The sequence below is a fragment of the Pseudomonas sp. TE24901 genome, from assembly GCF_054058375.1.
In genome coordinates this window covers 324,742-350,572 of the sequence record NZ_JBSSAF010000001.1, presented here as the reverse complement: position 1 = coordinate 350,572, position 25,831 = coordinate 324,742, and the positions used below count along the sequence as shown (strand labels likewise).

General features: G+C 61.0%; 25 protein-coding genes. 17 read left to right on the top strand and 8 right to left on the bottom strand.

Features of this window, described 5'->3' with window-relative positions; all coding sequences use genetic code 11:
• Positions 1-47: 47 nt before the first annotated feature.
• The 6 genes from ACVWVP_RS01615 (at position 48) to ACVWVP_RS01590 (ending at position 6,952) form a co-directional block, all read left to right on the top strand.
• Positions 48-1,412, top strand: coding sequence for an aspartate aminotransferase family protein (locus tag ACVWVP_RS01615; protein WP_178919976.1), 1,365 nt, complete (start codon positions 48-50; stop codon positions 1,410-1,412).
• A 194-nt stretch (positions 1,413-1,606) separates the two neighbouring features.
• Complete coding sequence (locus ACVWVP_RS01610; protein ID WP_176996904.1) at positions 1,607-2,701, top strand: polyamine ABC transporter substrate-binding protein; 1,095 nt, start codon at positions 1,607-1,609, stop codon at positions 2,699-2,701.
• Positions 2,702-2,852: 151 nt separating this feature from the next.
• Positions 2,853-3,947, top strand: a complete 1,095-nt coding sequence (locus ACVWVP_RS01605; protein ID WP_176996834.1) for a polyamine ABC transporter substrate-binding protein — start codon at positions 2,853-2,855, stop codon at positions 3,945-3,947.
• A 64-nt stretch (positions 3,948-4,011) separates the two neighbouring features.
• Positions 4,012-5,154, top strand: coding sequence for an ABC transporter ATP-binding protein (locus ACVWVP_RS01600; RefSeq protein ID WP_176996833.1), 1,143 nt, complete (start codon positions 4,012-4,014; stop codon positions 5,152-5,154).
• Complete coding sequence (locus ACVWVP_RS01595; protein WP_176996832.1) at positions 5,151-6,071, top strand: ABC transporter permease subunit; 921 nt, start codon at positions 5,151-5,153, stop codon at positions 6,069-6,071. The genes ACVWVP_RS01600 and ACVWVP_RS01595 overlap by 4 nt, the downstream gene beginning before the upstream one ends.
• A complete protein-coding gene (locus tag ACVWVP_RS01590; protein ID WP_178919977.1) occupies positions 6,068-6,952 on the top strand; it encodes an ABC transporter permease subunit in 885 nt (294 codons plus the stop codon). The genes ACVWVP_RS01595 and ACVWVP_RS01590 overlap by 4 nt, the downstream gene beginning before the upstream one ends.
• 140 nt (positions 6,953-7,092) lie before the next feature.
• On the opposite strand, the gene ACVWVP_RS01585 is transcribed toward ACVWVP_RS01590, so the two are convergent.
• Complete coding sequence (locus ACVWVP_RS01585) at positions 7,093-7,734, bottom strand: HD domain-containing protein (protein ID WP_058426491.1); 642 nt, start codon at positions 7,732-7,734, stop codon at positions 7,093-7,095.
• 286 nt (positions 7,735-8,020) lie between these two features.
• On the opposite strand from ACVWVP_RS01585, the gene ACVWVP_RS01580 reads away from it, so the two are divergent.
• Positions 8,021-8,986 (top strand): GlxA family transcriptional regulator, encoded by a 966-nt coding sequence (locus ACVWVP_RS01580; protein WP_457404319.1) that lies wholly within the window; start codon positions 8,021-8,023, stop codon positions 8,984-8,986.
• Here ACVWVP_RS01580 and ACVWVP_RS01575 read toward each other — a convergent pair.
• Entirely contained in the window at positions 8,964-9,317 is a 354-nt protein-coding gene (locus ACVWVP_RS01575) for a carboxymuconolactone decarboxylase family protein (protein ID WP_016973032.1), read from the bottom strand. The two genes, ACVWVP_RS01580 and ACVWVP_RS01575, sit on opposite strands and share 23 nt — an antisense overlap.
• A gap of 99 nt (positions 9,318-9,416) precedes the next feature.
• Here ACVWVP_RS01575 and ACVWVP_RS01570 point away from each other — a divergent pair, with 99 nt between their 5' ends.
• The gene (locus tag ACVWVP_RS01570; protein WP_457404317.1) at positions 9,417-10,319 is read left to right on the top strand and encodes an AraC family transcriptional regulator; all 903 of its coding nucleotides are present in this window, start codon (positions 9,417-9,419) and stop codon (positions 10,317-10,319) included.
• Between the two features lie 131 nt (positions 10,320-10,450).
• Here the strand turns inward: ACVWVP_RS01570 and ACVWVP_RS01565 are convergent, their stop codons facing one another.
• Together ACVWVP_RS01565 and ACVWVP_RS01560 are read right to left on the bottom strand one after the other, a co-directional pair.
• A complete protein-coding gene (locus tag ACVWVP_RS01565; protein WP_457404315.1) occupies positions 10,451-12,805 on the bottom strand; it encodes a penicillin acylase family protein in 2,355 nt (784 codons plus the stop codon).
• Positions 12,806-12,836: 31 nt separating this feature from the next.
• Complete coding sequence (locus ACVWVP_RS01560; RefSeq protein WP_178919981.1) at positions 12,837-13,412, bottom strand: DUF6436 domain-containing protein; 576 nt, start codon at positions 13,410-13,412, stop codon at positions 12,837-12,839.
• 99 nt (positions 13,413-13,511) lie between these two features.
• Between ACVWVP_RS01560 and bipL the strand changes: the two genes are divergently transcribed.
• Positions 13,512-14,453 (top strand): phospholipase BipL, encoded by a 942-nt coding sequence (gene bipL / locus ACVWVP_RS01555; protein WP_457404313.1) that lies wholly within the window; start codon positions 13,512-13,514, stop codon positions 14,451-14,453.
• A gap of 46 nt (positions 14,454-14,499) precedes the next feature.
• Here the strand turns inward: bipL and ACVWVP_RS01550 are convergent, their stop codons facing one another.
• Positions 14,500-15,252: a DUF2059 domain-containing protein gene (locus ACVWVP_RS01550; protein ID WP_178919983.1), complete on the bottom strand. Its 753-nt coding sequence runs from the start codon at positions 15,250-15,252 to the stop codon at positions 14,500-14,502.
• A 131-nt stretch (positions 15,253-15,383) separates the two neighbouring features.
• Between ACVWVP_RS01550 and ACVWVP_RS01545 the strand changes: the two genes are divergently transcribed.
• Together ACVWVP_RS01545 and ACVWVP_RS01540 are read left to right on the top strand one after the other, a co-directional pair.
• Positions 15,384-16,016, top strand: coding sequence for a 2OG-Fe(II) oxygenase (locus ACVWVP_RS01545; RefSeq protein WP_176996903.1), 633 nt, complete (start codon positions 15,384-15,386; stop codon positions 16,014-16,016).
• A gap of 2 nt (positions 16,017-16,018) precedes the next feature.
• Positions 16,019-16,501, top strand: a complete 483-nt coding sequence (locus tag ACVWVP_RS01540; RefSeq protein WP_178919984.1) for a DUF523 domain-containing protein — start codon at positions 16,019-16,021, stop codon at positions 16,499-16,501.
• Between the two features lie 84 nt (positions 16,502-16,585).
• Here ACVWVP_RS01540 and ACVWVP_RS01535 read toward each other — a convergent pair whose 3' ends face one another.
• A complete protein-coding gene (locus tag ACVWVP_RS01535) occupies positions 16,586-17,077 on the bottom strand; it encodes a transporter substrate-binding domain-containing protein (RefSeq protein ID WP_457404310.1) in 492 nt (163 codons plus the stop codon).
• Positions 17,078-17,213: 136 nt separating this feature from the next.
• Here ACVWVP_RS01535 and ACVWVP_RS01530 point away from each other — a divergent pair, with 136 nt between their 5' ends.
• A complete protein-coding gene (locus tag ACVWVP_RS01530; RefSeq protein ID WP_176996821.1) occupies positions 17,214-17,654 on the top strand; it encodes a DUF4399 domain-containing protein in 441 nt (146 codons plus the stop codon).
• 64 nt (positions 17,655-17,718) lie between these two features.
• Here the strand turns inward: ACVWVP_RS01530 and serA are convergent, their stop codons facing one another.
• Positions 17,719-18,948: a phosphoglycerate dehydrogenase gene (serA, locus tag ACVWVP_RS01525; protein ID WP_003195214.1), complete on the bottom strand. Its 1,230-nt coding sequence runs from the start codon at positions 18,946-18,948 to the stop codon at positions 17,719-17,721.
• Between the two features lie 205 nt (positions 18,949-19,153).
• Between serA and ACVWVP_RS01520 the strand changes: the two genes are divergently transcribed.
• The 4 genes from ACVWVP_RS01520 to ACVWVP_RS01505 all read left to right on the top strand — a co-directional run bounded on the left by ACVWVP_RS01520 (position 19,154) and on the right by ACVWVP_RS01505 (position 23,429).
• Positions 19,154-20,548 carry an FAD-binding oxidoreductase gene (locus ACVWVP_RS01520; RefSeq protein WP_457404308.1) on the top strand — a complete coding sequence of 465 codons (1,395 nt, stop codon included), beginning with the start codon at positions 19,154-19,156 and terminating at the stop codon, positions 20,546-20,548.
• 22 nt (positions 20,549-20,570) lie between these two features.
• Positions 20,571-21,236 carry a fumarylacetoacetate hydrolase family protein gene (locus tag ACVWVP_RS01515; protein WP_176996819.1) on the top strand — a complete coding sequence of 222 codons (666 nt, stop codon included), beginning with the start codon at positions 20,571-20,573 and terminating at the stop codon, positions 21,234-21,236.
• 234 nt (positions 21,237-21,470) lie between these two features.
• On the top strand, positions 21,471-22,394 hold the full coding sequence (locus ACVWVP_RS01510; RefSeq protein ID WP_457404306.1) for an SdiA-regulated domain-containing protein: 924 nt from the start codon (positions 21,471-21,473) through the stop codon (positions 22,392-22,394).
• 120 nt (positions 22,395-22,514) lie between these two features.
• Positions 22,515-23,429 carry an SdiA-regulated domain-containing protein gene (locus ACVWVP_RS01505; RefSeq protein ID WP_178919987.1) on the top strand — a complete coding sequence of 305 codons (915 nt, stop codon included), beginning with the start codon at positions 22,515-22,517 and terminating at the stop codon, positions 23,427-23,429.
• Between the two features lie 72 nt (positions 23,430-23,501).
• Here ACVWVP_RS01505 and rpiA read toward each other — a convergent pair whose 3' ends face one another.
• Complete coding sequence (rpiA, locus tag ACVWVP_RS01500; protein WP_017253881.1) at positions 23,502-24,173, bottom strand: ribose-5-phosphate isomerase RpiA; 672 nt, start codon at positions 24,171-24,173, stop codon at positions 23,502-23,504.
• A 108-nt stretch (positions 24,174-24,281) separates the two neighbouring features.
• On the opposite strand from rpiA, the gene ilvA reads away from it, so the two are divergent.
• Positions 24,282-25,826 carry a threonine ammonia-lyase, biosynthetic gene (ilvA, locus tag ACVWVP_RS01495; protein WP_256732832.1) on the top strand — a complete coding sequence of 515 codons (1,545 nt, stop codon included), beginning with the start codon at positions 24,282-24,284 and terminating at the stop codon, positions 25,824-25,826.
• Positions 25,827-25,831 lie beyond the last annotated feature (5 nt).

Genomic DNA, 25,831 nt, shown 5'->3' with positions numbered 1-25,831 from the left:
GGCCGTGGGAACGGCTCGCCCTCACCTGAAACATCTAGGAGATTGGTATGTCCAGCAACAACCCGCAAACCCGTGAATGGCAAGCCTTGAGCAGCGATCATCACTTGGCGCCGTTCAGCGATTTCAAGCAATTGAAAGAGAAGGGCCCACGGATCATCACCAAAGCCCACGGCGTTTACCTGTGGGACAGCGAAGGCAACAAGATCCTCGATGGCATGGCTGGCTTGTGGTGCGTGGCGATCGGTTACGGTCGTGACGAACTGGCTGATGCTGCCGCCAAGCAGATGAAAGAACTGCCGTACTACAACCTGTTCTTCCAGACCGCCCACCCGCCTGTGCTGGAACTGGCCAAGGTTATTTCCGACGTCGCACCGGCCGGCATGAACCACGTGTTCTTCACCGGTTCCGGCTCGGAAGGCAACGACACTATGCTGCGTATGGTCCGCCACTACTGGGCGATCAAGGGCCAGCCGAACAAGAAAACCATCATCAGCCGCAAGAATGGCTACCACGGCTCCACCGTGGCCGGCGCCAGCCTGGGCGGCATGACCTACATGCATGAGCAGGGCGACTTGCCGATCCCGGGCATCACCCACATCGCCCAGCCGTACTGGTATGGCGAAGGCGGCGACATGAGCCCGGAAGAGTTCGGGATCTGGGCCGCCAACCAGCTGGAAGAGAAGATCCTGGAAATCGGCGTGGACAACGTCGGTGCCTTCATTGCCGAGCCGATCCAGGGCGCCGGCGGTGTGATCGTACCGCCAGACACCTACTGGCCGCGCATCAAGGAAATCCTTGCCAAGTACGACATCCTGTTTGTCGCCGACGAAGTGATCTGCGGTTTCGGCCGTACCGGTGAGTGGTTCGGTAGCGACTTCTACGACCTCAAGCCCCACATGATGACCATTGCCAAGGGCCTGACCTCGGGCTACATCCCCATGGGTGGCCTGATCGTACGCGACGACATCGTTGCCGTGCTCAACGAAGGCGGTGATTTCAACCACGGCTTTACCTACTCCGGTCACCCGGTGGCCGCCGCGGTCGCCCTGGAAAACATCCGCATCCTGCGTGATGAAAAAATCGTCAGCCGTGTCCACGAAGAAACGGCACCGTATTTGCAGAAACGTCTGAGGGAACTGGCTGATCACCCGTTGGTGGGTGAAGTGCGCGGTGTGGGCATGCTCGGTGCGATTGAGCTGGTGCAGGACAAAGCCACGCGCAAACGCTACGAAGGCAAAGGTGTGGGCATGATCTGCCGCACATTCTGCTTCGAGAATGGCCTGATCATGCGCGCCGTGGGCGACACCATGATCATTTCGCCGTCGCTGGTGATCAGCAAGGCTGAAATCGACGAGCTGGTGACCAAGGCTCGCCACTGCCTGGACCTGACTTTGGCGGCATTGCAGGGCTAAGTGCTAGGCTCAGTGCGCAGCGGCTTTCGGGCGCTGCGTGCTGAGCAGTTATAAATGAGGCTTTGGTTGAAAGCCGGCCTCGGAACTTGCCAGACTGTCGCCCTGTTTTGTTGCCCTTAGACGGGCCGCATAACGATGAAGAACGTGGCCCAAAAAAGAAAAAATTGGAGCATCACCAAATGAAGGCATTAGGTTTGAAGAACGCTGGCAAGACCCTCCTCGCCTTGTCCCTGATGGGCGCAATGGCGGGCGCGGCCCAGGCAGACAATAAAGTGCTGCACGTGTACAACTGGTCCGACTACATTGCACCGGACACCATCGCCAACTTTGAAAAAGAGTCGGGCATCAAGGTGGTGTACGACGTTTTTGACAGCAACGAAACCCTGGAAGCCAAGTTGCTGGCAGGCAAGTCCGGTTACGACATCGTCGTACCGTCGAACAACTTCCTCGCCAAGCAGATCAAGGCGGGTGTTTACCAGGAGCTGGACAAGTCCAAACTGTCCAACTACGACAACCTGAACAAATCCCTGCTCAAAGCCGTGTCGGTCAGCGACCCGGACAACAAGCACGCCTTCCCGTACATGTGGGGTTCGATCGGCATCGGTTACAACCCGGAGAAGGTCAAGGCCGCACTGGGTATCGACAAGATCGACTCGTGGGACGTGATCCTCAAGCCGGAAAACCTCGCCAAGCTCAAAAGCTGCGGCGTGAGCTTCCTCGACTCGCCAACCGAAATGCTGCCAGTCGCGCTGCATTATCTGGGCCTGCCGACCGACACCCAGAAGAAGGCTGACCTCAAGCAAGCCGAGGACCTGTTCCTCAAGCTGCGCCCATCGATCGGCTACTTCCACTCGTCCAAGTACATCTCGGACCTCGCCAACGGCAACATCTGCGTGGCCGTGGGTTACTCGGGTGACGTGCAGCAAGCCAAGTCCCGCGCGGCTGAAGCCGGTGGCAAGGTCAAGGTGGCCTACGACATTCCGAAAGAAGGCGCTGGCAGCTTCTATGACATGGTCGCCATCCCTAAAGATGCCGAAAACGTCGACGCCGCCTACAAGTTCATGAACTACCTGCTCGAGCCTAAAGTGATGGCCGGGATCACCAACAGCGTACGTTTCCCGAACGGTAACGAGAAAGCCACTGCACTGGTGGACAAGGACATCACCAGCGACCCGGGCATCTACCCGCCAGCTGACGTGCAAGCCAAGCTCTACGCCATTGCTGACTTGCCGGCTGCAACCCAGCGTGAAATGACACGCAGCTGGACCAAGATCAAATCGGGCAAGTAAGCCTTAAAACAGTAGGAGGGGCAGGTTGACTGCCCTTCTTACACATTAAATGACAGAAAGTTTTGCCGGATCGGTTTATCGAGGGTAAGTTGCGCGCCGGTTTTGTTGCCGGGCAACAACTTTGGGCCCAACTATTTAAGAGGACCTCCACTTGCCAATTTCTTTATTTCGCAAAGCCTTGCTGGTGGGCGCAGGTATCACGCTGGCGTTGAGCGTGCAGGCCGCACCGACTGTGCATATTTATAACTGGTCGGACTACATTGGCCCCGACACCCTGGCCAACTTCGAAAAGGCCACCGGCATCAAGCCTGTGTATGACGTGTTTGATTCCAACGAAACCCTGGAAGGCAAGTTGCTGGCCGGTCGTACCGGTTACGACGTGGTCGTGCCGTCCAACCACTTCCTCGGCAAGCAGATCAAGGCCGGGGCGTTCCAGAAGCTCGACCGTTCATTGCTGACCAATTATTCCAACCTGGACCCGGTGCTGCTCAAGCGCCTGGAAAAGAACGACCCGGGTAATCAATACGCCGTGCCGTACCTGTGGGGCACCAACGGCATTGGTTACAACGTCGATAAAGTGAAGGAAGTGCTGGGCGTCGACCATATCGACTCCTGGGCCGTGCTGTTCGAGCCGGAGAACATGAAGAAGCTGGCCAGTTGCGGCGTGTCGTTCATGGACTCGGCCGATGAAATGCTGCCGGCAGTGCTCAACTACATGGGCCTGAACCCCAACAGCACCAACCCCGAAGACTACAAGAAGGCCGAAGAGAAGCTGCTCAAAGTGCGGCCCTACGTGACCTACTTCCATTCGTCCAAATACATCTCGGACCTGGCCAACGGCAACATTTGCGTGGCGGCAGGGTTTTCCGGTGATGTGTTCCAGGCCAAGGCCCGTGCGGCTGAGGCGGGCAAAGGCGTGAACATCGCCTACGTGATTCCGAAAGAGGGCGGCAACCTGTGGTTTGACGTGCTGGCGATCCCCGCGGACGCAGCCAACGTCAAAGAGGCCCACGCCTTCATCAACTATTTGCTGAAACCTGAGGTGATCGCTCAGGTCAGTGATCAAGTCGGTTACGCCAACCCTAACCCTGGGGCGGACAAACTGATGGAGCAATCGATACGCACCGACGCAGCGGTTTACCCACCGCAGGCGGTTCTCGATCGGACATTCGTCAACTTCGAGTTACCCCCGAAAGTGCAACGTTTAATGACCCGTAGCTGGACCAAGGTCAAGACGGGCAAGTAAGGCTCAAACTATCCAAGGTTCGCCCGCCTCGGGCGCACAGAATTTTTTGTTGGGAGTTTCGTAAATGGCAGTTGCCTCCGGCGCCTATAAGAAAGCCCTCGAGGGCGACCAGACACCGAAAAAGGTGTTGGTCAAAATCGACCGGGTCACGAAGAAGTTCGACGAGACGATTGCCGTGGACGATGTGTCCCTGGAAATCAAGAAAGGCGAGATCTTCGCCTTGCTCGGCGGTTCGGGTTCGGGCAAATCCACCTTGCTGCGCATGCTCGCAGGCTTCGAGCGCCCAACGGAAGGTCGCATCTACCTCGACGGTGTGGACATCACCGACATGCCGCCCTACGAGCGGCCGATCAACATGATGTTCCAGTCCTACGCCCTGTTCCCGCACATGACCGTGGCGCAAAACATCGCCTTCGGCCTGCAACAGGACAAGATCCCCAAGGCCGAGATCGACGCCCGTGTGGCCGAGATGCTCAAGCTGGTGCAGATGAGCCAGTTCGCCAAGCGCAAGCCGCACCAGTTGTCCGGTGGCCAGCGTCAGCGTGTGGCCCTGGCGCGTTCCCTGGCCAAACGCCCGAAACTGCTGCTGCTCGATGAGCCCATGGGCGCGCTGGACAAGAAGCTGCGTTCGCAGATGCAGCTGGAGCTGGTGGAGATCATCGAGCGCGTGGGCGTGACCTGCGTGATGGTGACCCACGACCAGGAAGAGGCCATGACCATGGCCGAGCGCATCGCGATCATGCACCTGGGCTGGATCGCCCAGATCGGCAGCCCGATCGACATCTATGAAACCCCCACCAGCCGCCTGGTGTGCGAGTTCATCGGCAACGTCAACATCTTCGACACCCAGGTGGTGGACGACGCCGAAGGCCACGCGGTGCTCAAGTGCCCGGACCTGGACCGCGACATCTACGTGGGCTATGGCATCGCCACCGCCGTGGAAGACAAGTCGGTGACTTACGCCATCCGCCCTGAAAAGCTGCTGGTGACCACCGAAATGCCGACCTGCGAGCACAACTGGTCCAGCGGCAAGGTGCACGACATCGCCTACCTGGGCGGTCATTCGGTGTTCTACGTGGAACTGCCCAGCGGCAAGCTGGTGCAGTCGTTCGTGGCCAACGCCGAGCGCCGTGGCCAACGCCCAACCTGGGGTGACCAGGTGTACGTGTGGTGGGAAGACGACAGCGGCGTGGTACTTCGCTCATGAACATGAAGAAGCTCAAGCGCCAGCTGCAACGAATAACACCCGGTGGCCGGCATGTGGTCATCGGGATCCCTTTCCTCTGGCTATTCCTGTTCTTCATGCTGCCGTTCTTCATCGTCTTGAAGATCAGCTTTGCCGAAGCCGACGTCGCGATCCCGCCTTACACCGAGATCTACACCTTCGTTGAGCAGAAGCTGCAGTTGGTGCTCAACCTGGCCAACTACGCGATGCTGGGCGACGACGAGTTGTACATCGCCGCCTACCTGGGCTCGCTGAAGATGGCGTTTTTCAGCACGCTGCTGTGCCTGCTGATCGGCTATCCAATGGCCTACGCCATTGCCAGTGCGCGCAAAGAGATGCAGACCGTGCTGGTGCTGCTGATCATGATGCCGACCTGGACCGCGATCCTGATCCGCGTGTATGCGTGGATGGGCATCCTCAGCAACAACGGTTTGCTCAACGGTTTCCTGATGTCCATGGGGCTGATCAACGAGCCGCTGCAGATCCTCAACACCAACATCGCGGTGTATATCGGCGTGGTCTATTCGTACCTGCCGTTCATGATCCTGCCGCTGTACGCCAACCTGGTGAAACACGACCAGAGTCTGCTGGAAGCCGCATCCGACCTGGGTTCGAGCACCTTCAACAGCTTCTGGAAAATCACCGTGCCGCTGTCCAAGAACGGCATCATCGCCGGCTGCATGCTGGTGTTCATCCCGGTCGTGGGTGAGTTCGTGATTCCCGAGCTGCTTGGCGGCCCGGAAACCCTGATGATCGGTAAAGTGCTGTGGCAAGAATTCTTCAACAACCGTGACTGGCCGGTGGCGTCTGCCCTGGCGGTGGTGATGCTGGCGATCCTGATCGTGCCGATCATCCTGTTCAACCGCAGCCAAGCCAAAGAGATGGAGGGCAAGATATGAAGCGCGTCAGTTTCTCAAGCTTCATGCTGGTGGCGGGGTTGTTGTTCATCTACCTGCCGATGCTGATCCTGGTGATCTACTCGTTCAACGAATCCAAGCTGGTGACCGTGTGGGGCGGTTGGTCGGTGAAGTGGTACGTGGGCCTGCTGGACAACACCCAATTGATGGGCTCGGTGGCCCGCTCCTTGGAAATCGCCTGCTACACGGCGGTGGCTGCGGTGGCGCTGGGTACATTGGCGGCCTTCGTGCTGACGCGTATCAGCCACTTCAAGGGCCGCACGCTGTTCGGCGGCCTGGTGACGGCGCCGTTGGTGATGCCAGAAGTGATCACCGGTCTGTCGCTGTTGCTGCTGTTCGTGGCCATGGCGCAGATGATCGGTTGGCCCCAGGAACGTGGCATCGTCACTATCTGGATCGCCCACACCACCTTCTGCGCGGCGTATGTGGCGGTGGTGGTGTCGGCACGCTTGCGTGAGCTGGACCTGTCGATCGAAGAAGCGGCCATGGACCTGGGTGCGCGGCCGTGGAAGGTGTTCTTCCTGATTACCATCCCGATGATCGCGCCATCGTTGGCGGCGGGCGGCATGATGTCGTTCGCGCTGTCCCTCGATGACCTGGTACTGGCCAGCTTCGTGTCGGGCCCGGGCTCGACCACCTTGCCGATGGAAGTGTTCTCGGCGGTGCGCCTGGGGGTTAAACCCGAGATCAACGCCGTGGCCAGCCTCATCCTGCTGGCGGTGTCGCTGGTGACCTTCCTGGTGTGGTTCTTCAGCCGTCGTGCCGAAGAACACCGCAAGAAAGCCATTCAGCAAGCCATTGAAGAAGCGGCGGCGGACGGCTGGCAACAGCCTGACAAGCGCCGCGCGCCTGCACCGGTCTAACTGGCGCAACGCGGTAAGAAATGTGGGAGCTGGCTTGCCTGCGATAGCAATCTATCAGTGATTGATTGGTTTACTGATACATCGCTATCGCAGGCAAGCCAGCTCCCACAGTGGTTTTGTGGTGTTTATAGGGTTGTGTTTCAGGCAACCCACGGCGACTTGCGAATCACCTCCACAAAGTTCATCGGCTTGAACCCTGGCTCCTGATCCACCAGCACATCCGTCTTCACGTTGCCAAACGTGGTCTGCGGGCGATGGCGCAAGCCGTCGGCGAATGCGCAGATGATGCACTCCTTGAACCCTTCACCCCGTGGATGCGCATGCACCACCGCTTCGCGCTGCACGCTGGAAAATGCCGCGTAGTCCATGCCCAGCACGTCCATTTCCACGCCCGCCGTCACCAGTGCCACGGTGGGGCGCAAATGCTGCGGCACCCCCGGTGTGGTGTGCAGGGCGATGGACAACCACACCTGTTCGATATCGTCATCGCTCAGCCCGTAAGGCTTGAGGAACGCCGCCGCGGCGTTGGCGCCGTCCACTTCGAAACGCTCGTTGTCACTGCGATGGCCTTCGACCAGGCCCAGGTCGTGGAACATCGCGCCGACGTACAGCAGCTCCGGGTTGTAGGCCAGTTGTTTGCGCTCACCGCTCAAGGCGCCGAACAGGAATACACGGCGGGAGTGGTGGTACAGCAGGTCCGATTCGACGTCGCGGATGTATTCGGTGGTGGCCTTGGCCAGGGCGCTGTCCGGGATCTGGATGCCGGCGATGGTGGTGCTCATGGTCGTTCTCCTCAAGAAAGCGCCGGGGGTGGCGCCGATGAGTCCAGTCTGGTCGCGCGCCCGCGAAGGGGCTATCGCCGCGAGGGCGCGATCCCGGCCAACCTGCCGTCATATCGCGCCAGCCTTAATCATCTCTTGAGGCTTGAGCAGATCAAATGTGGGAGCGGGCTTGCTCGCGAATGCGGTATGTCAGTTAATACCTGTGGTGACTGAAAAATCGCATTCGCGAGCAAGCCCGCTCCCACAGGGGATTTGTGTTTATCCAGCTAGATAAGGTGTGTTGTTCATGGGCAAAACCGTCGGCATCCTGATCTTCCCCGGCGTCCAGTCACTGGACGTGACCGGCCCCCTGGATGTGTTCTGCGAAGCCAACCGCTTTTTGCTGCCCCAGGATCACTACCGGCTGGAAGTGATCGGCTTCGGCCACGGCAGCCTGGCCGCGTCCAATGGTTTGTCGTTGCAGGCCCACCGGCACTACAGCGAAGCCCTGCAGGCCTACGACCTATTGCTGGTGGCGGGCGGCCCGCAATTGCCGTTCGAAGATTTCGGTGCCGAATTCGATGATTGGCTGCGCGGCGCCACCGCCCGAGCGCAACGCTTCGGCTCGATCTGCAACGGCGCCTTCATGCTCGCCCGCGCCGGGCTGCTCGACGGCAAGACTGTGACCACCCACTGGAACGACGCCGCTGACCTGGCGCGCCTGTGCCCCACGGCCCAGGTCGAGGCCGATCGCCTGTATGTGCAGGACGGCAACCTCTACACCTCGGCGGGGGTCACGGCGGGCATCGACTTGTCGCTGTATTTGCTGGCCCAGGACCACGGCCCGGAAGTCGCGCTGAGCGTGGCTAAGCGCCTGGTGGTGTTCACCCAGCGTTCGGGCGGGCAGTCGCAGTTCAGCCCGTTCCTTACGCCTCACGCCGAAACCACCTCGGCGGTGGCACTGGTGCAGTTGTACGTGCTGGCGAACCTGACGGGAGACCTGACCATTGCGGACTTAGCCAAGGCGGCCAACATGAGCGCGCGCAACTTCTCCCGGGTGTTTGCCCGGGAAGCGCGGATAACCCCGGCCGAGTTCGTCGAGCGGGCGAGGGTGGATGCGGCGCGGGTGATGCTCGAAAGCAGCCCCGCACCGCTCAAGACCGTGGCCTATCAGTGCGGCTTTCGCGACGCCCAGCACATGCGCAGTGTGTTCAATCGCCGGCTGGGCGTGACGCCGCAACAGTTTCGGCTCAACTTTGCGGCGCCGGTTTGAGGGTGTCGTAGGCTTCCAGGGCGCGCAGGGAGTAGATGTACGCAGCGCCGGCGTTCAGCGAGATGGCGGTCGCCAGGGTCGCGGCGACTTCTTCGCGGGTGGCGCCGGCCTTGATCGCCGCGTCGGCATGCACACCGATGCAGCCGTCGCAGCGAGTAGTGATGGCCACGGCGATGGAGATCAGCTCACGGGTCTTGGCGTCGAGGACGTTGTTTTCCTCGGCAGCTTCGCCCAGCGCCATGTAGGCTTTGACCATCTTCGGATTGCTCTTGCCCAGCGCGCCAAAGGCTTTCTTCACGGTAGGCAGCAAGTCGGACCAGTTATTGAACATTGCGGTAACTCCTGAACGGGTTGGGTGTGAAGCCAGTGTGTGCCGTTCGGGGTTGGCGTTATTGTTCAATCCGCTCATCTTTTTGACCGATGTTCGCAAATGAATTCGATCGACACCCTTATCGCGCTGGCCAACCTGCGCGGCAGCCTGGACCTGCGGTGCCAGTTCCAGGGCGACTGGGCCATGGACCACGCGCCGGAAGCATTTGGCGTGGCGCCATACCACATCGTGCTCAGCGGCACCTGCCGGGCCGAGTTGTCGGGCGGCCAGCAGGTGACCCTGGAACCCGGGGATATTCTGTTGATGCCCGGTGGCGCCACCCACTTGCTGCGCAGCCAGGGCGCACGGACTGCGCCGAAGCCGCCACAGGTGATCGACGGCGGGCTGCTCAAGGTGCATCGCCTGGGCGGCAACCAGCCGGACATCGATATGCTGTGTGGCTCCTTTCACTACAACCGCCAGTCGTTGCTGTTCGGTGCGCTGCCGGAATACCTGGTGGTGTCCAGCCGCGAGTGGCAGGGCGATGGGCAACTGGCGGCGTTGATCGCCCTGATGCGCAGTGAAGCGGACGGGCAGCAGCTGGGCGCACGGACTTTTATCGATGCGCTGTCATCGGCGCTCTTCACCCTCATCCTGCGCACCTGGCTGAGCCGCCAGGCGCCGGTCGCCGGCACGTTCGCGCTGTTGGCTGACAAACGCCTGAGCAAGGCCTGGCAAGCAATGTTGGCCGAGCCTGGGCACGAATGGACCATCGACAATCTGGCGGCGGTGGCAACGATGTCGCGGGCGACCTTCATGCGGGCTTTTGTGAAAGTCGCGGGTGTCTCGCCGTGGCTGTTGTTGACACAGTTGCGCATGGAGCTGGCGTACAACCTGCTGCGCCAATCGCGCCTGAGCCTGCTGGATATCGCCGCCCAGGTGGGTTACCAGTCCCAGGCGGCGTTCAGCAAGAAATTCAAGGAGACCTACGGCGAGGCGCCGGGGCGGTTGCGGGCACGATAGTCGCCACAACACAAATCAAATGTGGGAGCGGGCTTGCTCGCGAATGCGGGGTATCAGTCACCAGAAATATCGACTGATCCACCGTATTCGCGAGCAAGCCCGCTCCCACATTTTGACCCTATTTCAAGTTGCTATCGGGCGGGCAGCAATTTCAGGGTGCCGCGCGTATTCGCCGTCACTTCCTCGTCACTGAAATGCGCCTGCTCATACCCGCCCTCGATGTACGTCTCCGCCTGATCCCCATAATGTGCATCAAACGGCACGCCGCTTTGCCCCACCGGGTTGATGGTGAGGGCGTGGGCCGGGTCGGCGAAGTCGATCAGGCGGCGGGTCGACGGGCCGTAGGTCACGGGCCACGGCGCCGGGCCGATCATGGCGGATTGGTTGTTGGGTACTTCGTGGGTGCCCGGCGCAGGGAACGGGCCGACGTTGAACACCTTGTCCAATGGCTTCTGCGTGCCCAGCGGGTGGCCGTGGGTCAGGGTGTGCGCCTTGCCCCATTGCCATTGGCTGGAGTCATCGCCGAAGGTGGCTTTGAGGTGCGCCAGGCTGTTGTCCCAGGCGAGCTTGACGGTGTCGGCGCGCTTGCCATCCCACCACGGCGAATCCGGCGTGGCTGCCAGGCGTGGCAGGGCGGCGTCGATCACGCGGGTGCCGAGCAGGGTCTTGAACAGGGCGTCGCCCAGCTTGGGGTGGAAGGCGGCGTCGGTGAGGTTGAACAGGAACTGGTTGAACAGCGTGGCACTGGTGGAGTCCAGCGGGTAGTCGCCTTTCCAGGCGGCCAGTTGCTCCACCAGCTTGAGCTGCGCCGGGTCCTTGACCACGTCGCGCAATACCGGCAACAGCGGCGCCAGCAACCGAGGGCCGTAGGCGGTGGTGGTGCCTAGCTGCAGTGCCTGGCTGTTGTTCACGTCCCACTTCACGCTCTTGTCGCTCAACTGCGCGTTCAACTGTTGGCCACGATCGGGCAGGTTGTAATAGCCCGGAATCTCCATGCCCGTGGGCGAGACCGGCTGGGCATTGGCCGACACCACATAACCGCGCGCCGGGTTTTCTTCCTGGGGGTTGGCGCTGAAGGGGTAGAAGCCCAGCTTGTCGGCCTGGGCGGTGCTGCCGTCGAGGATGAACCCGGCATTGGCACCCGCCGGGCGGATCGGCAACTGCGCTGCCGCCCACCAGCCGATATCGCCCTTGGCGTTCGCCCACACGATGTTCAGGCCCGGCGCAGATACCTTGGCCGCTGCCGCCCGGGCCTTGGCCAGGGTGTCGGCACGGTTGAGCTGGTAGAACCCTTCGAGGATCGGGTTTTGGGTATCGAGGAAGGCCCACCACATGGCAATCGGCGTCTTGCCGGCGTTCTCACCCAGCACGTCATTGACGATCGGGCCGTGGGGCGACTGGCGCAGGGTGATGGTCACCGGCGCCTGGCCTTTCACGGCAATCTGCTGCTCGCTGGTGGTCATGTTCACCCATTGGTCGTGGTACCAGACCTGGTTGGGGTTGTCCGGGTTGACCTTCTCGGCGATCAGGTCGAGGTCATCGTTCTGGAACATGGTCAGGCTCCAACCGAAGTCTAGGTTGTGCCCCAGGAACGCCACCGGCACCAGCGCGTTGTGATAGCCGTACAACTCAAACCCCGGCGCCGACAGTTGCGCCTCGTACCACACCGACGGCACCGAAAAGCGAATGTGCGGGTCGCCCGCCAGCAACGGCTTGCCGCTCTTGGTGCGGCTGCCGCTGATGGCCCAGGCGTTGCTGCCTTCGAACTGCGGCAAGCCATTTTCGGCCAGGGCCTGCTCGCTGAGAGAGGCCAGGGCGCCGAGGTTTTGCCAGTCGCTGGCAGCCAGGTTCAGCGCGCCCTTGGGTTGCCAGTCCAGGTCGAAGACTTTCAGGTAGTCGCTGCCCAGTTGGTCGCGTACGTAAGTCAGCAGGGGTTCGGTGCGAAACGCGGCGGCAAAGCTGTAGGCCATGTAGCCGGCGACGCTGATGGTGTCCTCAGCGGTAAACGGCCGCTTGGGGATGCCCAGCACGTCGAATTCCATGGGGCTGGCGTGGCTGTCCTGATACTGGTTGATCCCGTCCAGGTAGGCTTGCAGTGCCTTCCACGCAGGCGAGTCGTGGTCCAGCTGTTCCACGTAACTCAAGGCGCGTTCGCGAATGCGCAGGCTGCGAAACAGCTTGTCGGTGTCCAGCAGCTTGGGGCCGAGTACTTCAGCCAGTTCGCCCCGCGCCAGGCGCCGCATGATTTCCATCTGGAACAGGCGGTCCTGGGCGTGCACATAGCCCAGGGCACGGTACAGGTCGGTCTCGTTCTCAGCGCGGATATGCGGCACGCCCCGGTCGTCGTAGCGCACCGTAACCGAGCCTTGCAGGCCGGCCAGCGTGACCGTGCCCTGGCGGGTGGGTTGCTTGCTGTACACGTACCAACCGCCCGCGAAGGCGAGCAGCACCACCAGAACCGCGAAAACCTGCAAGACGCGCTTCATGAACATTCCTTACCAAGAGTGAGGGTAACGGCTACAGATCCTTAGGCCACGAACAATAGCAGCCCACCGCCAGGGTGTGCGTGGCATTCACCTCGCGTCCGGCTTCAAGGGCTTTGAGGATCGGCTCGATAAAACTGTTGCTGGAATTGCACGTCAGCCCTTCGCTGTAGGGCCCGAAATACGCGAGCTTGCCGCTGCGGTCCCAGATACCCACGGCGGGGCTGGCGGGCACCTGGTCGGCGCCGGACAGGACGGTGAGGGTTTTCATCTGGCGCAGGTTGTCGGGCAGCTTGCCGTGGCTGCCGGCTTTTTGCAGGGCATAGAATTGGACGCCGTGGGGCGCGTATTGCTCGATCAGCTCGCCCAAGTGTTGCTGGTTGCCGACATTGCACGGGCAGGCCGGGTCCCAGAAATGCACCAGGCGAATCGGACCCGGGCCGCTCAGCTCGGCGGGCAGGCGCAGGGCATCACCGGAAAACACCGCCGTGTGCTCGCTGAAGGCCCGCAGGTAGCGGCCCTGGAACCAGTCGTAGGCCGCCCACAGCACGCCGGCGCAGATGATCAGGATCAGGCTGGCGAACAAGGCAGTACGGTAAGGCTGTCGCATTCAGATCAATCCTCGAAGGTCGCGTAGCTTGCCATGCTTGTCCTGACAGATGAATATCGCAGCTCGATATTCATCTTCGCCGTCAGTCTGGAACCCTTTATGCCCGTCACCTTTGACCCCGATCATCTGCGCGACAGCTTGCGCCCCCTGGTGGATGCGCAACCGCTCAGTGCCGAGGCGCGGGTCTACCAGCGTTTCTACGGGCTCGACCTGGCCAAGCGCACGGTGCCTGCGGTGAGCCGCCTGGGGCGCTTCGAGGTCGACGGTTTCGAGGTGGTGGCGCAGGTCTGGTGGCCAAAGGCGCCGGTGGCGACGATGTTCCTGTTCCACGGTTTCTACGACCACATGGGGCTGTACCGCAACGTGGTGGACTGGGCGTTGGACCAGGGCTTCGTGGTGATCGCCTGCGACCTGCCGGGCCATGGCCTGTCCAGTGGCGCGCGGGCCAGCATCAATGATTTTTCGGTGTATCAGGACGTGGTCCAGGCGCTGTTTGCCCAGGCATCGGCCCTGCAATTGCCCCAACCCTGGCACCTGTTCGGGCAAAGCACCGGCGGGGCGGTGGTGGTGGATCACCTGCTCAACCATGGCGTCGACAGCCCGGCCCAGGGCAAGACCTTCCTGCTGTCACCGCTGGTACGGCCGCGTGCGTGGGGCTGGTCGCAGGTCAGCTATTACCTGCTGCGCCCGTTTGTAAAAGGCATTGCGCGGCGGTTCAGCGAGAACACCAACGACCCCGCGTTCAAGCCGTTCCTGGAAGCCGACCCGCTGCAGCCGCGCCAACTGCCCACCGCCTGGGTGGGCGCGCTCGCCCGCTGGATCAAACGTATCGAAGCCGCACCGCGCAGCCCACGGCGGCCGGTGATTATCCAGGGGGAGGAGGACATGACGGTGGACTGGCAGCACAACCTGCAGGTGCTGCGGGGCAAGTTCAACCAGCCTGAGGTGCTGATGCTGCCGCGTGGCAGGCATCACCTGGCCAATGAGGTTCCCGAGATTCGTGAAGAGTACTTCCGGTATCTAACAGCCCATCTGAAATAACACCGCCCCTGTGTAGGAGCCGGCAAGCCAGCGCCTACAAGGCGGGTTATTGCGACAGGCTTGAGGTGCTTTGGCCGACCGCCAGGCCGGCGCGAATGGCCGCCAACGCTGCCTGGTAATACGCCTTGCCTTCCGGCGACTCGGCAAACGTGGCGAATTCTTCCAGCTCCGGGTCGGACAAATCCCGATAGACGTACAGCAGCGTGTTGTTCAGGTCATTGCCGATCTGCTGCATCAACCGCTCGCGCTGACCGTTCAGCATGCCTTGGGCCTGACCGCCCCCCAGCAGGCCGGGGATCATCTGGCTCAGGCTGTCGGCGGCCACACCGGCAATCGCCAGGCTGACCTCGGCGCCCGCTTCGCGTGCCGGCAGCGCCTGGGCCAGGTGGCCGATGATCAGGCTACGGGTGGCGTCGGCTTCAATTTTCGGCAGGCCTTGGGCGTTCTTTGCCAGTTGGTCACGGCGGGTGGCGAGCAGCTCGGCGGCGACAATCTTGCGGCCCAGGGGCGACTGGAAAAACGCCAGGGCGGGCTTGGGGTCCGCCAGGTTCTTGCGCAGTTGCGCCTCGGCGCGCTGGTCCACGGCCTGGGCGGCGAAGCGTTTATTGCTGTTGTCCACCAGTGCCTGGTACACCGCTGGCGGCAGACTATTGCGATAGCGTTGCTGGGCGGCACTCAGGGCGTCATTGAAATGCGCACGTTGTTCGGCCCAGCCGGCGACCTTGTACAACTGGTCATGGCCGTCTGCCCAAGCGGGCAAAACGCAGAACATCAGCACGGAAAAAAACAAACGACGCATATGGACTCCTGTCAGTCGGCCACTATTGTCCGTGTCGGGCGTAGGATTTGTCGAGAAATCCTATAGGTCACCTGACTAAAGTGTATTCAGACGCTCGGCGGCTCTGTCGGATTCACAGGCGTATGGATACTATGCGCGCCATGCAAATTCCCCTCGATCACTCGCTGTTGCAACGTATTGTCGACGACCTCGCCGAAAAAGGCTGGTCCCGGCAGGACGGCTTCCTGCCCCAGGCTCTGACCCTGGAATTGGCGGCTGAGTGCCGTAAACGTAAAGCCGAAGGTGAGTTGGCACCGGCTGCGGTCGGGCGCGGCCCGGCCCAGGAGATCCGCGAGGGGATTCGCGGTGACCATATCCAGTGGCTGGAAGAGGGTGATGCTGCTGTCTGCGGCACCTACATGGGCTTGATGGACGGCCTGCGCCAGGCGATGAATCGCGACCTGTTCCTGGGCCTTGAGGATTTCGAAAGCCACTTTGCGATGTACCCGCCAGGAGCGTTCTACCTAAAACATGTGGACCGCTTTCGCGACGATGACCGGCGCATGGTGTCGGCAGTGGTCTATTTGAATGATGCCTGGCTGCCCGAACACGGCGGCCAGTTGCGCATGTACCTCAAGGACGGCGCAGAGTACGACGTAGACCCCAACGGCGGTTGCCTGGTGGTGTTCCTGTCGGGCGAGGTGCCCCACGAAGTCTTGCCGGCGACGCGTGAGCGGCTGTCCCTCACGGGCTGGTTCCGTCGGCGTGGCAACGAGCCGTTTTAACCATGGAAAAGATCCTCGTCAGCCGTTGCCTGCTCGGGCACAAGGTGCGCTACGACGGCGCTGGCAGCGGGCCGTTCGATCAGTTGGCCGCATGGCAGGCCGAGGGGCGGGTGGTCGCGATCTGTCCGGAAGTGGCGGGTGGGTTGCCCACCCCCAGGCCTGCGGCCGAAATCCCGGGCGGGCAAGGGCTGGATGTGTGGGAAGGCCGTGCCCGGGTGCTGACCGCCGACGGCGAGGATTTCAGCGAGGCGTTTCTCGACGGTGCCCGCCAGGCCCTGGCGCTGGTGCAGCAACACAATATCCGTATCGCCATTCTCAAGGCCAATAGCCCGTCGTGCGGCAACCTGCTGACCTATGACGGCACGTTCTCGGGGGTGAAGGTGAGCGGCGAGGGGGTGACGGCGGCGCTGCTCAAGCGCCATGGCGTGCACGTCTTCAGCGAGTTGGAACTCCCCCAAGCCGCCCAGGCACTCAATAACCTGTAGGCGCCGGCTTGCCGGCGATGAGGCCCTTAAGGTTTGCGAACAACTTGAGGCCGCTATCGCCGGCAAGCCGGCTCCTACAGCGTGTTATTGGGTCTTGGCGACGGGCTCGTTTTCAAACCACTTTTGCGTCAGCGCCTTCAAGCGGCCATCGGCCTTGATGTGCTGCAGCGCCTTGTCCAGGCTATTTTTGAAGGCCGGGTTGCCTTTATGGAATGGAATCGCCAGTTCAGGTGTTTCCTTATAAGCCTCACTGAAATCGAACCGATCCCGCAGCTCGGCAGTCATAGCGATATGGTTGATGGCCACGTCGTACTTGCCGGTTTCCACGCCGGGTAGCAGGTCGCTGTCGTCGGAGGTGATGAATGAGGGGCGCACGTCCATTTCCTTGGCCAGTTGTTCACCCAGCTCCACTTCAAAGCCGGTGAGTTTGTCGCCGTCCTTGAAGTTAAAGGGTGGGGTGTTGGCTTCGAGGGCGATACGCAGTTCGCCGCGATCGAACACATCGTCGATCAACTCGGCATGAGCCAGAGGGCTCAGGAAGGAAAGCAAAAGTACAAGGCCAGGCGAAAGGCGCATGGTCACTCCTAAAGTATTCATCTGTGCGAGGCGCCGTTCAGCATCGCTTTGCTATGGTGTGTTGAGTGCCTTGGACAGCAATTTGCCGCGAAGTTGTCATAACCCAACAGATTTCCTGGAAAAACTGGAGAAGCGAATGAAAGCCCTTTTGTCCCGAGCAACGATTGCCAGCCTGCTGCTGGGTGCTTCAATGTTGGCCACCGCCGCCGACGGTATCCCGCGCAGTGCTCCACCTGAAGGCGCCAAGGTGTTTATCGTTTCGCCAAAAGACGGCGCCACCGTCGACAAGACCTTCACCGTCAAATTCGGTATGGAAGGCTTGAAACTGGCTCCGGCCACTGACCAGACCCCAGGCACCGGCCACCACCACTTGCTGGTCGACCAGAAAGAACTGCCTGACGCCAGCGTGCCAATCCCGGCCACCGACACCGTGATCCACTACGGCAAGGCCCAGACCGAAACCGAACTGACCCTCACCCCAGGCAAGCACACCTTGCAACTGGTGGCGGGCGACAAACTGCACATGCAGTTCAACCCGACTGTAGCGTCCAAAGTGATCACGGTTAACGTTAAGTAAGATTTGTTCAGATGAAAAAAAGGGAGCCCCTGAGGGCTCCCTTTTTTATGGTGCAGGTGAAACCTTAGAACAACACGCGGCTACGAATCGTGCCGTTGATGTGCTGCAGCTTCTCTTGCGCCAGGTCCGAGTACTCGGCGTCGACGTCGATTACCACGTAGCCAACCTTCTCGTTGGTCTGCAGGAACTGACCGGAGATGTTGATGCCGTTTTCCGCGAAGACCTTGTTGATCTCCATCATCACGCCAGGAATGTTCTGGTGGATGTGCAGCAGGCGGTGCTTGCCAGGGTGAGCCGGCAGGGCCACTTCCGGGAAGTTCACGGACGATACGGAAGTACCGTTGTCGCTGTACTTGACCAGCTTCTCCGACACTTCCAGGCCGATGTTGGCCTGGGCTTCAGCGGTGGAGCCGCCGATGTGCGGGGTCAGGATCACGTTGTCCAGGCCGCGCAGCGGGCTTTCGAAGATGTCGTCGTTGGAGCGTGGCTCCACCGGGAACACGTCGATGGCGGCGCCGATCAGGTGCTTGTCCTTGATCGCGTCGGCCAGGGCGTCCAGCTCGACCACGGTGCCACGTGCTGCGTTGATCAGGATGCCGCCTTTCTTGATGGCGCGGATTTCCTTCTCGCCGATCATCCACTGGGTCTCAGCGGTTTCCGGAACGTGCAGGGTGACGATGTCGGACATGCCCAGCAGTTCGGTCAGGCTGGCCACTTGGGTGGCGTTGCCCAATGGCAGCTTGGTCAGGGTGTCGTAGAAGAACACCTGCATGCCCAGGCCCTCAGCCAGGACCGACAGTTGAGTACCGATCGAACCGTAACCGACGATACCCAGCTTCTTGCCACGGATTTCAAAGGAGTTGGCCGCGCTCTTGATCCAGCCGCCACGGTGGCAGGAAGCGTTCTTCTCAGGGATGCCGCGCAGCAGCAGGATGGCCTCGGCCAGCACCAGCTCCGCAACGGAACGGGTGTTGGAGTACGGTGCGTTGAACACCGCGATGCCGCGCTCGCGCGCTGCGTTGAGGTCGACCTGGTTGGTGCCGATGCAGAAACAGCCAACCGCCACGAGTTTCTTGGCGTGATCGAAGATCTCTTCGGTCAGCTGAGTGCGGGAGCGAATGCCGATAAAGTGCGCGTCGGCGATCTTTTCCTTTAACTGGGCTTCCGGCAGAGAACTGGTGATGTACTCAATGCTGGTGTACCCGGCGGCTTTCAGAACGTCGACAGCCGATGGGTGGACGCCTTCCAGAAGAAGGAACTTGATCTTGCTCTTATCGAGAGAAGTCTTGCTCATCTGCGTAAACCTGTATCCCGGAGAAAAATGGCAGGGAATCGGATCGCTTAAGCTGACCCGGACGGCAGGAAAGCCGTCACCGCAGAAACGCCCTTGGGCTCTGTCCTGCGGGGGCGGTATGCTAGCATACGCGCCCCGCTAAACACTCATTCCTGCGACGTGAAGCGTTCTCAGGATGACCATGAATTGTTCGAGAGTTCTGTCGATGACCCATCCTGCCCTGATTGATGAGCTAAAGACCCTGGTTGAGCCTGGCAAAGTGCTGACCGATGCAGACTCCCTGGAGGCTTACGGCAAGGATTGGACCAAGCATTTCGCCCCCGCACCCACGGCCATCGTCTTCCCCAAGACCATCGAGCAGGTGCAGGCCATCGTCCGTTGGGCCAATGAACACAAGGTGGCGCTGGTGCCATCCGGTGGGCGTACCGGCCTGTCGGCAGCCGCTGTGGCGGCCAATGGCGAGGTGGTGGTGTCGTTCGACTACATGAACCAGATCCTCGACGTGAACCTCACCGACCGCACCGCCGTGTGCCAGCCGGGCGTGGTCACCAAGCAGTTGCAGAGCGTCGCCGAAGAAAAAGGCTTGTACTACCCGGTGGACTTCGCGTCGTCCGGTTCGAGCCAGATTGGCGGCAATATCGGCACCAATGCCGGCGGGATCAAGGTTATTCGCTACGGCATGACCCGCAACTGGGTGGCTGGCATGAAGGTCGTCACCGGCAAGGGTGATGTGCTGGAGCTGAACCGCGACCTGATCAAGAACGCCACCGGCTATGACATGCGCCAGCTGTTCATCGGCGCCGAAGGCACCCTGGGCTTCGTGGTGGAAGCCACCATGCGCCTGGACCGTGCACCGAAAAACCTCACTGCCATGGTGCTGGGTACCACCGACTTCGACTCGATCATGCCGGTATTGCACGCGTTCCAGAGCAAGCTGGACCTGACCGCTTTTGAATTCTTCTCCGACAAGGCCCTGGCCAAGGTCCTCGGTCGTGGTGACGTGCCGGCGCCGTTCGAGACCGAATGCCCGTTCTACGCCCTGCTGGAATTCGAAGCCACTACCGAAGAAGTCGCCAACCACGCCCTGGAAACCTTCGAACACTGCGTGGAGCAGGGCTGGGTGCTGGACGGCGTGATGAGCCAGAGCGAAACCCAACTGCACAACCTGTGGAAACTGCGCGAGTACATCTCCGAGACCATTTCCCACTGGACCCCGTACAAGAACGATATTTCGGTCACTGTCTCCAAAGTCCCAGCGTTCTTGCAGGAAATCGACGCGATCGTCGGCGAACACTACCCGGATTTCGAAATCGTCTGGTTCGGCCACATTGGCGACGGCAACCTGCACCTGAACATCCTCAAGCCGGAAAACCTGAGCAAGGATGAGTTCTTCGCCAAGTGCGCCACCGTGAACAAGTGGGTGTTCGAAACCGTCGAGAAGTACAACGGCTCGATCTCCGCTGAGCACGGCGTGGGCATGACCAAGCGTGATTACCTGACCTACAGCCGTTCGCCGGTGGAAATCGAGTACATGAAAGCCGTGAAAGCCGTGTTCGACCCGAACGGGATCATGAACCCTGGCAAGATCTTCGCTGTTTAATCGCCCCTGAAGGAGTCGTTCCATGAGCTACCAGCACAAGTATGTCGACGGCACCAACATCCACTTTCCCCTGGGTAAAGTGGTGTGCATCGGGCGTAACTACGCCGAACATGCCAAGGAACTGGACAACCCGGTACCGACCGAGCCGCTGCTGTTCATCAAGCCTGGCAGTTGCGTGGTCGCGCTGGAAGGCGGCTTCGCCATCCCGACCGAGCGCGGTTCGGTGCACTACGAGGCGGAAATCGCGGTATTGATCGGCAAGCCGTTGTCGACCAAGCCGAGCCGTGAAGAAGTGCTGGACGCCATCTCCGGTTTCGCCCCGGCCCTGGACCTGACCCTGCGCGACAAGCAGGCCGAGCTGAAAGCCAAGGGCCTGCCGTGGGAAATCGCCAAGTCCTTTGACGGCGCGGCGGTGATTGCACCCTTCGTGGTGGGCAGCACCTTCCCGGACGTGACCGATATCGGCATCCGCCTGACCATCAACGGTGAGGTTCGCCAGGACGGCAACAGCGCGATCATGCTCAACCCGATCATCCCGATGATCCAGTACATGGCCGGTTGCTTCTCGCTGCAGGCCGGCGACGTGATCCTCACCGGCACCCCGGTGGGCGTGGGCCCGCTGAATGTCGGCGACGAGCTGGTGCTGGAACTGCCAGGCGTCAGCCGCTTCGAAAGCCACGTTCGCTAAACCCCTCTCCCTTCGTAGGAACCGGCTTGCCGGCGATAGCATCACCTCGGTGTAACTGACAGACCGAGCTGCCCGCATCGCAGGCAAGCCAGCTCCCAGAGGGGTTTGTGTTCATCCTCAAGCATCGTTCTTTGCATTTTTTTCACACGCCATCCGGATAATCCTCAGCCTTCAGCACGCGGGCCCGTTGATCCTGTGCTATCACCTTAAGCTGACTTTCTGGAAAAGCGCTCAATGGCCGTGCCTCTGCCTTCCGCCACACCCCAGCCCCGCTCCCGTTTTGCCCTGCGTTGGTATTCCTGGCTGTTCCTGGCGGGGGCCATCGTCTATGGCGTTTCGTGGGCGATGCATTGGGACGATCGCGGCGTGTTGTGGGTGATGGAGCGCTTCGAAACCCAGGCAGAGCGCCAGGAAAGTGTGTGGCTGCCGGACTACCACGCGGTCATCGATGGCAAGTTGCTGCCCGGCATGGAGAAGGACGAAGCTTCGGATGTGTCCTATAACCCGCAGACCAAAACCCTGTTTTCCGTCATGGGCAAGAACCCTTTTCTTGTTGAGTTGAGCCTGCAAGGCGATGTGCTGCGCAAGATGCCGCTCAATGGCTGGAACAACCCGGAAGGCGTCACGGTGATGGAAAACGGCCAGATGGCCATCGTCGATGAGCGCATGCACACCCTGACGGTGGTCAAGGTCGACGCCAGCACCCAGCAACTGAACATCGCTGACTTCAAAAGCTACGACCTGGGCCCTTCCAAGGACCAGAACAAAGCCTTTGAAGGCGTCACCTGGGACAAGCGTAACCAGCACATTGTGCTCGGTGAAGAGCGCCCGCCCGCGCTGTTCACCTGGAAAAGCGATGGCAGCACGCTGACCGGCGACAAGCAAAAAGTCGCCACGACCGAGCTGGACATGCGCAACCTCTCTGCCCTGGCCGTCGACCCGCGCACGGGCCACTTGCTGGCACTGTCGGCCGACTCCCACTTGCTGCTGGAGCTGGATGAAAAGGGCAAGCAAGTCAGTTTCATGACCTTGCTCGGCGGTTTCAACGGCCTCAAGAACACCATCCCCCGCGCCGAAGGCGTGACCATGGATGAAGACGGCACCCTGTACATGGTCAGTGAGCCCAACTTGTTCTACCGCTTCGAAAAGCAGAAGTAATCCGACGATTACGTCGGATAAGTCTCTATTAGCGGCATTCGCCAGACACTCCGCAGCGTTTAAGTTTAAATTCAGACGGGCGTGATATTCCTTCGCCACTTTTGACTTTGAGCCCGTCCGATGCGTCGATTTGCCCGCCCCAAACCCCTTCTATTCATGCTGGTGCTGATTGCCCTGATCAGCGCCGGGGCCTTTGCGCAGCACTTTCGCTTGTTCGAGCGTGCATGGTTCAACTGGCAGGCCTGGCGCCAGCCTGCCAATGAGCGTTCCATCGGCCTGGCGGATTACCGCGTCGCGGTCGAAGCGCGGGTGATCGAGGGCCTCGATAATGATGTCTCGGCGCTCACCTACGACCCGGTGCGCAAGAGCCTGTTTACCGTCACCAATAAAAATGCCGAGCTGATCGAGCTGTCCCTGGAGGGCAAGATCCTGCGGCGTATTGCGTTGGTGGGTTTTGGCGATGCCGAGGCGGTGGAGTTCATCAGCGACAACATTTATGTGATCAGCGACGAGCGCCAGCAGCGCTTGATCAAGGTGCATGTGGACGACGACACCCAGTTCCTCGACGCCGCCGATGCAGAGCAAATGACCCTGGGTGTGCATATTGGGGGCAACAAGGGCTTTGAAGGCCTGGCGTATGACTCGGTGGGCAAGCGGCTGTTTGTCGCCAAGGAGCGCGACCCGATGCTGATCTACGAGGTGCACGGGTTTCCCCATTTCAAGCCGGAAAAAACCTACTCAGTCCACGTGATCAACAACCCCAGGCGCGACGCCGGGCTGTTTGTGCGGGACCTGTCGAGCCTGCAGTACGACGAGCGCAGTGGCCACTTGCTGGCGCTGTCGGATGAGTCGTTCCTGGTGTTGGAACTGGATATTGACGGTCGCCCGTTGAGCAGCCTGTCTTTGCTCGCTGGGCGCCACGGCCTGAAAAAGCGTGTGCCGCAAGCGGAAGGGATCGCGATGGACGACGATGGCACGCTGTATCTGACCAGTGAGCCGAACCTGTTCTACGTCTTCAAGAAACCCAATCCCTGAAAACGCTGAACCACACTGTAGGAGCCGGCTTATGTGGGAGCGGGCAAGCCCGTTCCCACATTAGGTTTCGTGTCAGGCCTTGAGGGTTTTCACGCCTTCGGAAGTCCCCAGCAGCAGCACGTCGGCAGGGCGCGCCGCGAACAAGCCATTGGTCACCACACCCACGATCGCGTTGATCTGGGTCTCCAGCTCCACGGGGTTGGTGATCTGCATATTGAACACGTCGAGGATAATGTTGCCGTTATCGGTCAACACGCCTTCGCGGTACACCGGGTCGCCGCCCAGTTTCACCAATTCGCGGGCCACGTGGCTGCGGGCCATCGGGATCACTTCCACCGGCAGCGGGAATGCGCCGAGTACCGGCACCAGCTTGCTGGCGTCGGCGATGCAGATGAACGTCTTGGCCACGGCCGCGACGATCTTCTCGCGGGTCAGGGCTGCGCCGCCGCCTTTGATCAGGTTCAGGTGCGCGTCGCTTTCATCGGCGCCGTCGACGTAGAACTCCAGGTCGCTCACGGTGTTGAGCTCGTACACCGGAATACCGTGCCCCTTGAGGCGCGCGGCGGTGGCTTCGGAGCTGGCCACGGCGCCGTCGAAGGCGCCCTTGTGCTGGGCCAGTGCATCGATGAAGCAGTTGGCGGTGGAGCCGGTGCCGACACCGACGATGCTCTTGTCGTCGAGTTTAGGAAGGATTAAATCGACGGCGGCCTGGGCCACTGCCTGTTTGAGTTGATCCTGGGTCATGCGGGCTCCGGAACGGGCGGGGAGTTATCGAGGGCGGCGAGTATAACCCAACAAAACCTCGGGATTCGTGTGGTCGCCCGGCCAAAAGCCGGGTTAGACTCCTTGGCCCTGCCAAACCGTGAAAGTAGAAGCCCGCCGATGCTTGAACAGTACGTCAAAAAGATCCTCACCTCGCGCGTCTACGACGTTGCCGTAGAAACCCCGCTGCAGACCGCTCGTCAGCTCTCCGAGCGGCTGGGCAACACGGTCTGGCTCAAGCGCGAAGACTTGCAGCCGGTGTTCTCGTTCAAGATTCGCGGTGCCTACAACAAGTTGACCCAACTGAGCAGCGAAGAGCGCGCGCGCGGCGTGGTCACGGCCTCGGCGGGCAACCATGCCCAAGGCCTGGCCCTGGCGGCCAAGGTGCTGGGGGTCAAAGCCACCATCGTGATGCCCAAGACCACCCCGGAGATCAAGGTCGAAGGTGTGCGCTCCCGTGGCGGCAAAGTGGTGCTGCACGGTGATTCCTTCCCGGAAGCCCTGGCCTACTCGCTGAAACTGGTCGACGAAAAAGGCTACGTCTACATTCACCCCTACGATGATCCGCACACCATTGCCGGGCAGGGCACCGTGGCGATGGAAATCCTGCGCCAGCACCCGGGGCCGCTGGACGCGATTTTCGTACCGGTGGGCGGCGGCGGGCTGATCGCCGGTATTGCGGCGTACGTGAAATACCTGCGCCCGGACATCAAGATCATCGGCGTCGAGCCCGACGACTCCAACTGCCTGCAAGCTGCGATGGCAGCCGGTGAGCGCGTGGTATTGCCGACCGTCGGCATTTTCGCCGACGGCGTGGCGGTGGCGCAGATCGGCCAGCACACCTTCGACATCTGCAAGGACTATGTGGATGAAGTGATCACCGTGAGCACCGATGAAATCTGTGCGGCGATCAAGGACATCTACGACGACACCCGCTCCATCACCGAGCCTGCGGGCGCCCTGGGCGTGGCCGGGATCAAGAAGTACGTCGAAACCCGTGGCGTCACTGGGCAAACCCTGGTGGCCATCGACTCCGGCGCCAACGTCAATTTCGACCGCCTGCGCCACGTGGCCGAGCGGGCCGAGCTGGGTGAGGGCCGCGAAGCCATCATCGCCGTGACCATTCCCGAGAAGCCGGGCAGCTTCAAGGCGTTCTGCGAAGCCGTGGGCAAGCGCCAGATCACCGAATTCAACTACCGCTACCACTCCGGCAGCGAGGCACACATCTTTGTTGGCGTGCAGACCCACCCGGAAAACGACCCGCGCAGCGCGCTGATCGCCAGCCTGACCAGCCAGGGTTTCCCGGTGCTGGACCTGACCGAAAACGAACTGGCCAAGCTGCACATTCGTCATATGGTCGGTGGGCACGCGGCCAAAGTCAGCGATGAAGTGGTGTTGCGTTTCGAATTCCCCGAGCGCCCGGGCGCCTTGTTCAACTTTCTTAACAAATTGGGCGGGCGCTGGAACATCTCGATGTTCCACTATCGCAACCACGGCGCAGCCGACGGCCGTGTGGTCGCCGGCCTGCAAGTGCCGGCGGACGAGCGTCACCTGGTACCGGCAGCCCTGGAGGCCATCGGCTACCCGTACTGGGATGAAAGCGATAACCCGGCCTACACACTGTTCCTCGGTTGAGCGAC

Excerpts from the sequence above, each read along its gene's own strand:
- ACVWVP_RS01615 (WP_178919976.1), top strand. The coding sequence starts at position 48 with ATGTCCAGCAACAACCCGCAAACCCGTGAATGGCAAGCCTTGAGCAGC.
- ACVWVP_RS01505 (WP_178919987.1), top strand. The coding sequence starts at position 22,515 with ATGCGTCGATTTGCCCGCCCCAAACCCCTTCTATTCATGCTGGTGCTG.
- ACVWVP_RS01590 (WP_178919977.1), top strand. The coding sequence starts at position 6,068 with ATGAAGCGCGTCAGTTTCTCAAGCTTCATGCTGGTGGCGGGGTTGTTG.
- serA (WP_003195214.1), bottom strand. The coding sequence starts at position 18,948 with ATGAGCAAGACTTCTCTCGATAAGAGCAAGATCAAGTTCCTTCTTCTG.
- ACVWVP_RS01545 (WP_176996903.1), top strand. The coding sequence starts at position 15,384 with ATGCGCGCCATGCAAATTCCCCTCGATCACTCGCTGTTGCAACGTATT.
- ACVWVP_RS01510 (WP_457404306.1), top strand. The coding sequence starts at position 21,471 with ATGGCCGTGCCTCTGCCTTCCGCCACACCCCAGCCCCGCTCCCGTTTT.
- bipL (WP_457404313.1), top strand. The coding sequence starts at position 13,512 with ATGCCCGTCACCTTTGACCCCGATCATCTGCGCGACAGCTTGCGCCCC.
- ACVWVP_RS01530 (WP_176996821.1), top strand. The coding sequence starts at position 17,214 with ATGAAAGCCCTTTTGTCCCGAGCAACGATTGCCAGCCTGCTGCTGGGT.
- ACVWVP_RS01540 (WP_178919984.1), top strand. The coding sequence starts at position 16,019 with ATGGAAAAGATCCTCGTCAGCCGTTGCCTGCTCGGGCACAAGGTGCGC.
- ACVWVP_RS01535 (WP_457404310.1), bottom strand. The coding sequence starts at position 17,077 with ATGCGCCTTTCGCCTGGCCTTGTACTTTTGCTTTCCTTCCTGAGCCCT.
- ACVWVP_RS01550 (WP_178919983.1), bottom strand. The coding sequence starts at position 15,252 with ATGCGTCGTTTGTTTTTTTCCGTGCTGATGTTCTGCGTTTTGCCCGCT.
- rpiA (WP_017253881.1), bottom strand. The coding sequence starts at position 24,173 with ATGACCCAGGATCAACTCAAACAGGCAGTGGCCCAGGCCGCCGTCGAT.
- ACVWVP_RS01595 (WP_176996832.1), top strand. The coding sequence starts at position 5,151 with ATGAACATGAAGAAGCTCAAGCGCCAGCTGCAACGAATAACACCCGGT.
- ACVWVP_RS01600 (WP_176996833.1), top strand. The coding sequence starts at position 4,012 with ATGGCAGTTGCCTCCGGCGCCTATAAGAAAGCCCTCGAGGGCGACCAG.
- ACVWVP_RS01570 (WP_457404317.1), top strand. The coding sequence starts at position 9,417 with ATGAATTCGATCGACACCCTTATCGCGCTGGCCAACCTGCGCGGCAGC.
- ACVWVP_RS01515 (WP_176996819.1), top strand. The coding sequence starts at position 20,571 with ATGAGCTACCAGCACAAGTATGTCGACGGCACCAACATCCACTTTCCC.
- ACVWVP_RS01580 (WP_457404319.1), top strand. The coding sequence starts at position 8,021 with ATGGGCAAAACCGTCGGCATCCTGATCTTCCCCGGCGTCCAGTCACTG.
- ACVWVP_RS01520 (WP_457404308.1), top strand. The coding sequence starts at position 19,154 with ATGACCCATCCTGCCCTGATTGATGAGCTAAAGACCCTGGTTGAGCCT.
- ACVWVP_RS01565 (WP_457404315.1), bottom strand. The coding sequence starts at position 12,805 with ATGAAGCGCGTCTTGCAGGTTTTCGCGGTTCTGGTGGTGCTGCTCGCC.
- ACVWVP_RS01575 (WP_016973032.1), bottom strand. The coding sequence starts at position 9,317 with ATGTTCAATAACTGGTCCGACTTGCTGCCTACCGTGAAGAAAGCCTTT.
- ACVWVP_RS01560 (WP_178919981.1), bottom strand. The coding sequence starts at position 13,412 with ATGCGACAGCCTTACCGTACTGCCTTGTTCGCCAGCCTGATCCTGATC.
- ACVWVP_RS01585 (WP_058426491.1), bottom strand. The coding sequence starts at position 7,734 with ATGAGCACCACCATCGCCGGCATCCAGATCCCGGACAGCGCCCTGGCC.